Here is an 11,573-nt window from a genome sequence, read left to right as displayed (position 1 = left end):
GTATTGTAGGTTTTGAACCCACAAATCAATACCAACTGGATGAATGATTATATTTATGGCAAATGATACGTCTAAACCTTCTAGCACCAAGCAATCCATCGACAACTTAAAAACCTCAGGGTTTGATAGAAGAATGTCGATTGCTAAAACTTCCTTAAATATTGGTCGCCGCTGGGCGGGTAATAGTGTGTCTGGCATGTTCTTAAATAAAGAAGCTCGCACAGCACGTAACCAAGTATTTATGGAAGCCCAAGCAAACTACCTCGCAGAAGAGCTAGGTAAGCTAAAAGGTTCGGTCGTCAAAATTGGTCAAATGCTAGCGATTTATGGCGAACATATTTTGCCACCAGAAATCACCCGTGCCTTGCAAACGCTCAATGACGATACCGCTACGTTATCATGGCCAACCATGCAACAAACCCTGCAGCAATTATTGGGTGAAAAACTACATGAATTAGATGTCGATACGGTTCCTATAGGTACTGCCTCGCTCGCTCAAGTTCATCGAGCCACCGTGATTGCAACTGGCGAGCAAGTTGTATTAAAAATTCAGTATCCGGGTGTTGCTGATGCGATCAACTCGGATCTTGCTTTATTTAAGCAACTATTAAGAGTAAGTAATATCGTTCCGCAGACCCGTTCGCTCGATGCTTGGTTCGAAGAGATACGTGACCTACTCCATCATGAAGTGGACTATGAAGCTGAAGCCGCGACGACAGAACGGTTTTATGACCGTTTGAGTAATGATCCGCGTTACATAGTTCCCAAGATTAATCGCACTTATTCCAAAAAGCGCCTACTCTGCATGTCTTATGAGCCAGGTATTACCGTAGTTTCTGAGGCATTACAATTATTACCTCATGAGCGTCGTAACGCTATTGGTCAAGCAGCCATCGAAATCATGATGCAAGAGATTTTTGTGTGGGGTGAAATGCAGACAGACCCCAACTTTGGTAATTATTTGGTTCGTGTCAGTGAAAATGAAGGTGATATTGATAAATTAGTATTGTTAGATTTTGGTGCTATTCGTCAATTTGATAACAACCTTTTGACCATTGCGCATGGCTTACTAAAAGCTGGTTACCGCCATGACCATCAGGCGATGATGCTTGCGATGACGGGTTATGACTTCTTTGATAGTATGAGTGATAAAGTACGCTCTGATATGGCGTCACTATTTTTATTGGCAACCGAACCGTTTAGTGATTCAGCGACCAATCCTGATATTCCTAGCGATTGTTTAGATAAGGACGACCGTTATATTTGGGCGAACAGCAAACTCCACTCTCGCCTCTCAACACAAGCCACAAAAGCGATGCAGTCCTTTGAGTTTAACTTACCACCAAAAGAATTTATGTTTATTAGTCGAAAATTTATTGGTGCTTACACCTTTTTGACGGTGCTTGACGCTTATACTGATTCTGATACCTTAGTAAAACCTTATTTATAGTCTTAATTGAAGAGTAAGTAATTTTTGAACCGCCCTCTTGTGGCGGTTTTATTTTTCAATATTTTATTTGCTTAGGCTATTTCACATATTACAAATTAGTACTTATTATTGGCAATATTGGTCTTGATTTATTACTTAGGCTATTTAACTTGATTCACAGTGTCGGCCTTCCACTCATCAAACCTAGTTTTATAACCTTCCGGCTTACACATATTAAGCTCCCAGCATACCTCTCCACGGGCTAAATATTTTATTTCAAAATGCGTGCGCTCACTGTCATCAGCGACTTGATAGCGCTCATTAGGCAACGACCATATCTCCGTTGCTTGCTGCTCTGCATTATTGATATAGGCTTCGATGTTGGTTACTAGTACCACCTCTCCACCTACTTGCAAGCGTGACAATAGAAACTCGAAGAAAGGCATGTTTAGCCATTGCTGGTTGGGATTATGCTGTTCAGGATTGGGGTACAGTATGAAGATTTTACTGACACTATTGGGTTTAATGGCATGCACAATCCATGCGATCGCATCAGCATGAATGGCAGTTAAATTCGGCGAGTCTTGTAGCACTGCCAGTTTGGCAAAAGCGTCAAATTTATTACGCGTACGTTCGATCGCAATCAGGTACTTATCGGTATTTTTTGCGGCGAAACCAAGCGCATGCTTACCCTTCCCTGCACCAATTTCTAATATTAAAGGGACAGTGCTTTTATTGTCGTGAATGATATTTGGCATAATAAAATTACGTGGTGCTGAAAGCTTTTCTGGTTGAAATGCTCGCTGTTGCTGATGTGTAAGCTCAATATTGTCGGTCATCTACTATCCTTAAAGTATTTGTCTTTTGCCATTATTCGGGCGCATGCTATTATATAGCCAATCTACTTCAATAGTAATATAGCGACAGCGAGTAACGCGCTATCGTAGTCTATCAAGCGCATACGAGATAAAAATAGATGCAATTACCGACTGCCGCTCGCTAATGACGTTCATCATACAAATAAATCGAGGATACTCCCACCCTTATCATGACTGAATCTACCCCCCAAACCTCCCCTAAAACCTATCCTTGCCCACGTTGTGGTACCAAAACAGCATGGCAAGACAATGAATACAAGCCCTTTTGTAGCAGGCAATGCAAACTTATCGACTTAGGTGCATGGGCAAATGAAGACTATACCTTACCTGCAGAAACCACGCCTTTTTCTAACGAGCTATAATCAACACCTTCTCTTTTAACTAATTTATCATCTTAAGGATGTTTTATATGTCTGCTACTTATCTGATGCCCACTTATAACCGCCAGCCAATCAGCTTTACACGCGGTTCAGGCAGCTGGCTATATACCAAAGATGACACGCCTTATTTAGATGCGCTGACTGGTATTGCCGTATGCGGTTTAGGGCATTGCCACCCGCAAGTGACTGACGCCATTCAGCAGCAAGCAGCGACTTTAGTACATACCAGTAATTTATTCGGTATCGACTGGCAAGAGCGTGCGGGTGAAGTACTATGTACAGCCGCCCAAATGGACAGTGTGTTCTTTGCCAATAGTGGTGCTGAAGCGAACGAGGCGGCGCTTAAATTGGCGCGTCTATATGCCTATCAGCAAGGTTTTAAACGCCCAAAAGTCATCGTTATGGAGCAGTCATTCCATGGTCGTACCTTATTATCATTGTCAGCCACCGCCAACCCAAAAGCCCGTGAAGGGTTTTACACATTAGATGATGACTTTATCCGTGTACCCTTTGGCGATATTGCCGCGATTAAGCAAGCCGCGCAAGATCATGATGAAATTTGCGCCATCTTTGTAGAGCCTATTCAAGGTGAAGGGGGTTTAAATACTGCTGCCAACGGATTTACGTATCTTGAAGAACTACAAGCAGAGTGTGAAGCCCATAACTGGTTATTTATGCTAGATGAAGTGCAAACAGGTAATGGCCGTACGGGAAAATACTTCGCTTATCAACATAGTAATGCGCGTCCTGATGTATTGACGACGGCTAAGGGCTTGGGTAACGGTTTTCCAGTAGGCGCGTGTATGGTACGTGGCCGCGCTAATGGCCTGTTTGGTGCTGGTAGCCATGGTTCTACTTATGGCGGCACGCCGCTAGCCAGTCGTGTGGTACATAGCGTGTATGACGTATTGGCTAACAGTGATATCATGACCAATGCCGTAACCGAAGGGCTGTTTATTCGAGAGACGCTGGTCGATACACTAGGACAATATGGCGTCAGCAGTCGTGGTGCAGGTATGATGATTGGTATCGCTTTGCCTGAAGACATGGACTGTAGTCAGTTGGTTGATCGTGCGCGTGATGAACAAAAGCTCATCATCAATGTCACTGGTGGGCATGTTGTGCGCTTGCTACCGCCGCTTAATATGAGCCGCGATGAGAGCACACAAGTGGCTGAGCGTCTGATTGACTTGCTAAAACCATCATTTTAAATGATTGGTTACATTAAACGCTAATACTAAAAAAGCCTATAGATAATATGTCTATAGGCTTTTTGCTTTTGGAGGCTTTAAACTACTCTCTACGGTGCATTATTCAAACGTCACCTAATTGGCATGGAAGTACTTTTTTAACACCTCTAAACAGCGAGTGATTTTGGCTGGCTGTTGATCACGATTTAGGGTGACGGCATATAGTACAAAACTTGGTAATTGATAACCGGTCAACACTTCGACCAAGTCACCATTTTCAAGCTCTTTTTTGATGTCCATTTCCATCATTCTAACCAAACCATGACCTTCTTTTGCCAAGGTGGTCGCCATAAAGACATTATTGGTATAAATGCGTGAATTCATTTTCGTGCGCGTCTTTTTACCCGTTTCTGTCTGGATGAGATCAATTTGATTGGCATCTTTCATGATTTCAATACAAATCAGCTGATGATCAGCCAAATCTTTAGGTGTTTGCAGTTTGGTATGTTGGCGTAGGTACTGCGGTGAAGCAACCAACATTTGGCGCACATCGGTCAATGGATGACTGCTGAGGCTCGAATCATTAATCGATGGACTCATACGAATCGCAATATCGATCCGCTCATCAATCATGTCAATATAGTGGTTGTCTGCCAGATAGGTAATACTAAGATCATCATGTGCCGCCATCCACGTAGAAAGTGCCGGCAAAATATGATTAACGCCAAGCTCCGGTGTTGTCGCCACTCGTAAGCTGCCTGCCAACTCATCACGCAACTGATTGACCTTAATCCGCCCTTGCTCAGCAGCACTTACCACATCCTTTGCGGCTTCATAAAAGCTCTCGCCAGCTTCTGTTAAGCTCAGCTTACGAGTTGAGCGGTGTAATAGCACGACGCCCAGCTCATTTTCTAATGAGCGGATTTGCTGACTGACTGCACTGGTTGTAATGCCAAGCTCACGAGCAGAGCCACTAAAAGAGCCATGTCCAACCACACTGGCGAACACAGCCATACCGCGTAAATTATCCAACATATTCTCACCTAAACTTCATTTCAGTTTTTAATATAACTTAACCATTATAACGAATCTTAATTTATCTTATCGTTATTAAATATTTCTCTCTTGTTTAAAAAAGCCCATTTAATCTGCAATAAAAACAAAAATATCAAGGCGATAGTACAACATCGCCTTGATATTTTATATGAAAGTTGTATTTAATAACTATATAGACTTTTAAATAATTTTAACAACAGTTTTTCTGACTGTTTAATACAACTGAACCTTACCCATTTTTCCTTCACCGCGTTCATTCAAATACTGCATCACAGGCGTAGCAAGCAGTCTTGCTTCTGCAACCGTCTTGGCTTGCACCAAGCGCTTTTGTTGGCGACGCTCAGGCGTCTTATCCTCTGCTTGCATGACGCTGCCATCGATTTGCAAGTCAATTTCTGCTTGGGTGAACTGCTGTTGCAGTTTAGCCGCTAATTGCTGAAAAGTGGTTTGTAAATGCCGACTATCTACACTGGTTATAAACATTGCCTTGCCATCGCATAAGCCCGTCATCATACCTTGACGCGCAAGTGCCAATTCGTCTTGAGCCAATATCTCCGCTTCACGAGCCGTTTGTAGCCAATAATCCCATTTTTCTGGTGTCCACTCGCCTAGCAGTTCTTGCGGTGAGCAACGCAGCAAAGTACGAGGATCATCCAGTTGCGTTGTTAACTGAGAATTATTTGCATCAGGCTCAACAACGGGTTCAGGCTCAACAACGGGTTCAGGCTCAACAACGGGTTCAGGCTCAACAACGGGTTCAGGCTCAACAACGGGTTCAGGCTCAACAACGGGTTCAGACTCAACAACGGGTTCAGGGTTAGTAACTAATACATCATGATTTTTCTCATCATTTTGAGCCAAACTTGATTCAATATTGTCATAGGTTTCGACTTGCAAATGATCATTATCTCGTGCTTGATAATCAACGCCATAAGACTGTAATGGCGGTGCAGAAGCCGAGTGGCTATTTGACGACTTATTCGATGACTGTGTAGAAGGTGTAGATGTCCCATCTTCTATAGCTGGTACTTCAGGTAATACAGAGCCAGCATAAGTATGATTTAATATCTCATCGACTGGCAACGGACGAAATGCTAGCAGACGTAAAATGCACATTTCCAGCGCTTGCATTGGTGTGCTCGCAAGCTTAACACCTTCACGTGCTTGCACAACAATCTCATAATACAGTTGCAGAACGTCTGGACTCATATGCTGCGCAAGCGTGTTAATATCTTGCGCCTGTGCCTCATTTACATTTAATGCCACTTCAGGCAACAGCTGAGTCAACGCCAATTGATGCAGTAATTCAGTAAGACCATCAAACATACTCGTCGCATCAACCATTTGCGCGCGCATTTGTTCTATGTGAGCCGCGACAGCAGATTTGTCATGGTTATAGATATCGGTAATTAAACTGACCAGATCAGCCGCATCAATTAAGCCAAGCATAGCGTTTACAGTGACATCGTCGAGCGCACCTTGACCAAAAGCAATGGCCTGATCGGTCAATGACAACGCATCACGTACAGAGCCTTTCGCAGCGCTGGCCAATTGCCAGAGCGCAGGCTGCGTATAACCTACCTGCTCTTGGGTAAGAACATTTGCCAAATGCTCGCTGAGTAACGTTTGCGGTAGCGGACGTAGTACAAACTGCAAACAGCGCGAAATAATGGTAATCGGCAATTTTTGCGGATCAGTCGTGGCAAGTAAGAATTTTACATGCTCAGGGGGTTCTTCCAAAGTTTTAAGAAGCGCATTAAAACTGTGTGTGGACAACATATGTACTTCATCAATCAGGTATACTTTATAACGCCCCTGACTTGGCGCATACGGCACATTATCCAGCAACTCGCGGGTGTCTTCTACTTTGGTACGGGATGCCGCATCAATCTCGATAAGATCGATGAATCGCCCTTGATCGATGGCCACGCAGTTATCACACACACCGCAAGGCGTACTAGTAATACCCGTATCGCAGTTCAAACATTTAGATAGGATACGCGCAATCGTGGTCTTACCCACACCGCGTGTGCCCGTAAAGAGGTAAGCATGATGCAAACGGTTATAATCAATCGCATTAATCAATGCTTGAGAAACATGCGTTTGCCCAATCAACTCGTGAAAGTTTTTGGGACGGTATTTGCGCGCTAAAACTTGATATTGCTGCGTCATAATAAATGCCAATGTGAATAATACAAATATAGATGGGGTGTCAAACCAGTAGGCTGTATTAGGTTTAGATTATAACTGCGCTTGAAGTTGTGCTAAACGTTCGTATAAGCGCTGAGTATTGGCGTCAATCACTGAACCTTTTTGATAAAAGGCATCCAAGTACACCTCTGTATTGACGCTATCATCACAAGGTCTAAACTCTACGCCAATCAAAAACAAATCATCCATCACTGGATCCTGCATTTGAGCATTGAGCTCCAATAACAAGTCTTGTTGAGACGTGCGAACCTTATCAGCACTCAGCGAACTATTATCATCTTGCGCATAGAAAACCATTAGATAATGGCGTCCAAACACGTGATAAGAGTGCTCATGACAAACATAACCATTCCAGCGAGAGTCTTGATCCATCGTTTTGTAAGCTAAGATTTTTTCAACCAAACAAGCGTAAGTATACATTGACTCATCGACCAAAATATCGACTGGCTCTTTTGGTAGTGGTTGACCTGCCTCATAATAATTTTTGATCAAACTATTAAACAGCTTGTACCACATCCGAGTATTTTTCTGAATCTCAGCCATGAGTGCTTTGGCAAAGACTGCCTGATCTGGTTCTGTAGCTTTGAGCAAGCGTTGCTCAATCTGATCGATCAACTGATTATCAATCAATTGCTCTTGCACCCTAATCGCTCTTTGATGAAAGTCAGGCGACTGTAAAAACTGGGTAAGTAATGTCGATTCGTTTTGGAATGACTCAAACCCTGTCAGCTGGCTGCGATGAAAGTCTAAAAATGCGGATAAATCGCTTGGCGTAACCAATTGGCTGATGATATCGACAAAGTTTTGATGGCTAAATACCTGTAAAACACTCTGCTCATCATCCAGATCTAAAACACAGTCTTCAGCAAAAAACTGACTACCATATTCATAATCAACCGTATGCGAGGATGCTTGTGGTTTATCATCTTGATGTGTAACAGACAGTGACGTCAAACCAATGAAATAAACATCCTTACCAGCTGCCGAGGTATTACTTTCTGCCATCGACTTATCGTTTTTTAGATAAAGCTGAGCGTGACGCTTGATTAGTTGGTTGACGACTTCTTTTCTCCACTCACGAACTTGAGCGCTGTCTACTTTTTGCCTACTCGCTTGCATCACCACATCATTGACGATCAAATAAATGATAGCGCCAGAAAACTCAAAAACGAAATCATAACCTTGAAACTGCTCAGGATTGGTTGTTTTATCTGCTGGTAACTCATACAAAGATAAGAAACTTTGTTGAATCATTTGTTGCCAAAGTGAGGGTGACGCGTGCTGAGTATCCATGATATCCCTATAAATGAGGTCTCATAAAGAATCTGGGACCATTCCATTGAAAGTAAAAGAGCTTTCTTATGTTCAGTTTAGTCCCAGCATGGATTTATGGCAAGTAGACCAGTTCTAGCTTTCTAATTTGCGACGCATATGCGGAAATAAAATCACATCACGAATACTGGCAGAATCGGTAAACAACATCACTAAACGGTCAATGCCGATACCTTCGCCTGCGGTTGGTGGTAAGCCATAAGACAGCGCTTCGATGTATTCTTCATCAAAATGCATCGCTTCATCATCACCAGCGTCTTTTTCAGCGACTTGTCCACGGAAGCGTTCTGCCTGATCAGCAGGATCATTAAGCTCGCTAAAGCCATTGGCCAGTTCACGACCACCAATGAATAGCTCAAAACGATCGGTGATTTCAGGATTGTCATCACTACGGCGTGCCAGTGGTGACGTTTCCGCTGGATATTCAGTGATGAACGTTGGCTGACGCAATTGATGTTCAGCGGTTTCTTCAAAGATAATGGTCTGTAGTTTGCCCACACCAAACACCTCTTTCACTTGCTGTTTAAGCGTTGTCGAGGCGTACTCTGCCAGATATTCACGGTCATTGATACGTGCCATATCGAAGTTTTCAGCATATTTTGCAATTGCATCAGACATAGATAAACGTATAAATGGCGCTTTTAGACTGATGGCTTCTTCTTGATAAGTAATCTCAGTCGTGCCCAAAATATCCATCGCCAATTCATTAAATAAGCGTTCGGTCAAATCCATCAAGTCATGATAATCAGCATACGCTTGATAAAATTCAATCATGGTAAATTCAGGATTATGGCGAGTTGATACACCTTCGTTACGGAAGCTGCGGTTAATCTCGAACACTCTTTCAAAACCACCAACGACTAAGCGCTTCAAGTAAAGCTCAGGCGCGATACGCAGATATAAAGGCATATCTAGAGCGTTATGATGCGTCACAAACGGACGCGCCACCGCACCACCTGGGATAGGATGCATCATCGGCGTCTCAACTTCCATAAAACGCTCATTTAACATAAACTTGCGAATGCCGCTAATGACTTGACTGCGAATCATAAAGGTATCACGAGTCGTCTCATTGGTCATCAAATCAAGATGACGATTACGATAGCGAGCTTCGACATCAGCTAAACCATGGAACTTGTTTGGCATTGGACGTAACGCTTTAGTCAATAACTGAAACTCTTCGATATGCACATATAAATCGCCCTTGCCTGAGCGACCGATATAGCCTGATACGCCAACAATATCACCCAAATCTAATGATTTAATGGTCGCTAACGTCTCTGGATCCAACTCTTTGCGTGCAACATATAACTGAATGCGACCCGTCATGTCTTGAATAACAATAAAGGCACCACGGTTCAGCATGACGCGACCTGCCACGTTGACCTGTGTTTTTTCGCCATTCGCCGCTTTTTCTTCAATTTCTTGTTTTGAGACGCCGTCAAAGGCAGTTTGCAAATCTTGCGCATAATCAGTACGTTTAAATGTATTTGGATACGGCTGTTTGCCTGAAGCAGTGATATCGTCTAGCTTAGCTTGCAGCTGAGCAATTAGCTCGTTAGCGTCTTCTGGGGCTTGCTCTTGATTCTGATTGTTGTGCTTTGACATAACACTCTCAATATTGTTAGGTAATTAAATGAAATAAACGAAAACTGCAAAATTAAATCTATACTTATTATCATGGTCGATAGCCGTAAAAAAACAGCTATAAACAAACAGACACTGTCATCTAAACAGTGTCACGCTTTTATGAATTAATGATTCACGACCAGCTATTGAGCCTCTAGTCATTAATATCCTGATGGTTACTAATCACCACCGCCGATACTGGCCATCAAATCAGCCTGATGCTCACGCAACAGTGCATCAAGAATCTCATCCAAGTCGCCTTCCATAATGGCATCAAGCTTGTATAACGTCAGGTTGATACGGTGATCGGTCATGCGACCTTGTGGGAAATTATAAGTGCGAATGCGTTCTGAACGATCGCCACTACCCACCAAATCACGGCGTATGGTATCTGCTGCATCAACTTGCGCCTGTACTTTGACTTGCTGAATCTTTGAAATCAGCATTTTCATCGCTTGCGCACGGTTTTTGTGCTGGCTACGCTCTTGCTGACACTCTACCACGGTACCCGTTGGAATGTGGGTCAAACGTACGGCTGAGTCAGTGGTGTTAACATGCTGACCACCCGCACCGCTTGAACGGAAGGTATCAAAGCGGATATCGGCTGGATTTAGATCTACTGTATCATCAATCTCAACTTCAGGCATCACCGCCACGGTACAAGCTGACGTATGCACGCGACCTTGGCTTTCGGTTTCAGGCACACGCTGCACACGGTGTACGCCTGATTCAAACTTTAAGCGCCCATACACGCTGTTACCTGATACGCGAGTGATAATTTCTTTATAACCGCCATGCTCGCCTTCACTTGCCGACAATACTTCCACTGTCCAGCCTTGTGTCTGCGCGTATTTTTGGTACATACGGAACAAGTCACCAGAGAAAATCGCGGCTTCATCACCACCTGTACCCGCACGAATTTCCAAGAAAGCAGGCACTTTATCATTCGGATCTTTTGGTAGCATCATGACATTGAGCGCCTCTTCCATCTCTACGATGGTCTCGCGGGCGTTATCAATCTCATCGATCATCATCTCTTTCATGTCAGGATCTGATGCATCAGCCAGCATAGCCTCTGCATCAGCCTGATCCGTTTCTGCACGCACATAGTTCTGCCATAAAGTGGTGATATCCATCAAGTCGCTGTGCTCGACAGACAATTCACGGAATTTATTATTATCGCTGATGATACTAGGATCTGATAATAAGGCGGTGACCTCTTCATAACGGTCTACCATCTGGTCTAAACGCAGGCGTAAGGATTCTTTCATAAAAGGACTTTTAATTGGATGAGAGGAATAAGACCGTGATTATAGCAAATTTTTCGGGGTAAATTAAAACCTCTAAGCATTCTTGTCGATATTCTAAGCATTCTTCCCGTTATATTCTCAAATAGCGCCTCATTCTTGAATAATATATTGCTTAAATAATGTGATTAAATGCTCATAACAAAAATAACAGACAAAAA

Annotated in this window: 9 protein-coding genes; 3 read left to right on the top strand and 6 right to left on the bottom strand. The window is 43.2% G+C overall.

The window, feature by feature from the left end:
• Positions 1-55: 55 nt before the first annotated feature.
• Entirely contained in the window at positions 56-1,450 is a 1,395-nt protein-coding gene (locus tag ACI2JM_RS05185; RefSeq protein WP_404642597.1) for an ABC1 kinase family protein, read from the top strand.
• A gap of 140 nt (positions 1,451-1,590) precedes the next feature.
• Here the strand turns inward: ACI2JM_RS05185 and ACI2JM_RS05180 are convergent, their stop codons facing one another.
• Entirely contained in the window at positions 1,591-2,268 is a 678-nt protein-coding gene (locus ACI2JM_RS05180; protein ID WP_060491089.1) for an SAM-dependent methyltransferase, read from the bottom strand.
• Positions 2,269-2,477: 209 nt separating this feature from the next.
• Here ACI2JM_RS05180 and ACI2JM_RS05175 point away from each other — a divergent pair, with 209 nt between their 5' ends.
• Both ACI2JM_RS05175 and ACI2JM_RS05170 read left to right on the top strand, forming a co-directional pair.
• Complete coding sequence (locus ACI2JM_RS05175; protein ID WP_060491088.1) at positions 2,478-2,669, top strand: DNA gyrase inhibitor YacG; 192 nt, start codon at positions 2,478-2,480, stop codon at positions 2,667-2,669.
• Positions 2,670-2,716: 47 nt separating this feature from the next.
• Positions 2,717-3,898, top strand: coding sequence for an aspartate aminotransferase family protein (locus tag ACI2JM_RS05170; protein ID WP_201560880.1), 1,182 nt, complete (start codon positions 2,717-2,719; stop codon positions 3,896-3,898).
• Positions 3,899-4,012: 114 nt separating this feature from the next.
• On the opposite strand, the gene ACI2JM_RS05165 is transcribed toward ACI2JM_RS05170, so the two are convergent.
• From ACI2JM_RS05165 to prfA, 5 genes are all read right to left on the bottom strand, one after another.
• Positions 4,013-4,912: a LysR family transcriptional regulator gene (locus tag ACI2JM_RS05165; RefSeq protein ID WP_045448120.1), complete on the bottom strand. Its 900-nt coding sequence runs from the start codon at positions 4,910-4,912 to the stop codon at positions 4,013-4,015.
• Positions 4,913-5,146: 234 nt separating this feature from the next.
• On the bottom strand, positions 5,147-7,105 hold the full coding sequence (gene dnaX / locus ACI2JM_RS05160; RefSeq protein WP_404642594.1) for a DNA polymerase III subunit gamma/tau: 1,959 nt from the start codon (positions 7,103-7,105) through the stop codon (positions 5,147-5,149).
• A 69-nt stretch (positions 7,106-7,174) separates the two neighbouring features.
• Positions 7,175-8,437 (bottom strand): hypothetical protein, encoded by a 1,263-nt coding sequence (locus ACI2JM_RS05155; RefSeq protein WP_060491085.1) that lies wholly within the window; start codon positions 8,435-8,437, stop codon positions 7,175-7,177.
• A gap of 114 nt (positions 8,438-8,551) precedes the next feature.
• The gene (gene lysS / locus ACI2JM_RS05150) at positions 8,552-10,084 is read right to left on the bottom strand and encodes a lysine--tRNA ligase (protein WP_404642592.1); all 1,533 of its coding nucleotides are present in this window, start codon (positions 10,082-10,084) and stop codon (positions 8,552-8,554) included.
• Positions 10,085-10,284: 200 nt separating this feature from the next.
• Positions 10,285-11,376, bottom strand: a complete 1,092-nt coding sequence (gene prfA / locus ACI2JM_RS05145) for a peptide chain release factor 1 (RefSeq protein WP_060491084.1) — start codon at positions 11,374-11,376, stop codon at positions 10,285-10,287.
• Positions 11,377-11,573 lie beyond the last annotated feature (197 nt).

This window comes from Psychrobacter sp. NPDC064578, from assembly GCF_044901245.1.
Classification (GTDB): domain Bacteria; phylum Pseudomonadota; class Gammaproteobacteria; order Pseudomonadales; family Moraxellaceae; genus Psychrobacter; species Psychrobacter cibarius_C.
This window is presented reverse-complemented; position numbering and strand designations above follow the sequence as displayed.

Coding starts and splice junctions, on each gene's coding strand:
- ACI2JM_RS05185 (WP_404642597.1), top strand. CDS start 56: ATGGCAAATGATACGTCTAAACCTTCTAGCACCAAGCAATCCATCGAC.
- ACI2JM_RS05180 (WP_060491089.1), bottom strand. CDS start 2,268: ATGACCGACAATATTGAGCTTACACATCAGCAACAGCGAGCATTTCAA.
- ACI2JM_RS05175 (WP_060491088.1), top strand. CDS start 2,478: ATGACTGAATCTACCCCCCAAACCTCCCCTAAAACCTATCCTTGCCCA.
- ACI2JM_RS05170 (WP_201560880.1), top strand. CDS start 2,717: ATGTCTGCTACTTATCTGATGCCCACTTATAACCGCCAGCCAATCAGC.
- ACI2JM_RS05165 (WP_045448120.1), bottom strand. CDS start 4,912: ATGTTGGATAATTTACGCGGTATGGCTGTGTTCGCCAGTGTGGTTGGA.
- dnaX (WP_404642594.1), bottom strand. CDS start 7,105: ATGACGCAGCAATATCAAGTTTTAGCGCGCAAATACCGTCCCAAAAAC.
- ACI2JM_RS05155 (WP_060491085.1), bottom strand. CDS start 8,437: ATGGATACTCAGCACGCGTCACCCTCACTTTGGCAACAAATGATTCAA.
- lysS (WP_404642592.1), bottom strand. CDS start 10,084: ATGTCAAAGCACAACAATCAGAATCAAGAGCAAGCCCCAGAAGACGCT.
- prfA (WP_060491084.1), bottom strand. CDS start 11,376: ATGAAAGAATCCTTACGCCTGCGTTTAGACCAGATGGTAGACCGTTAT.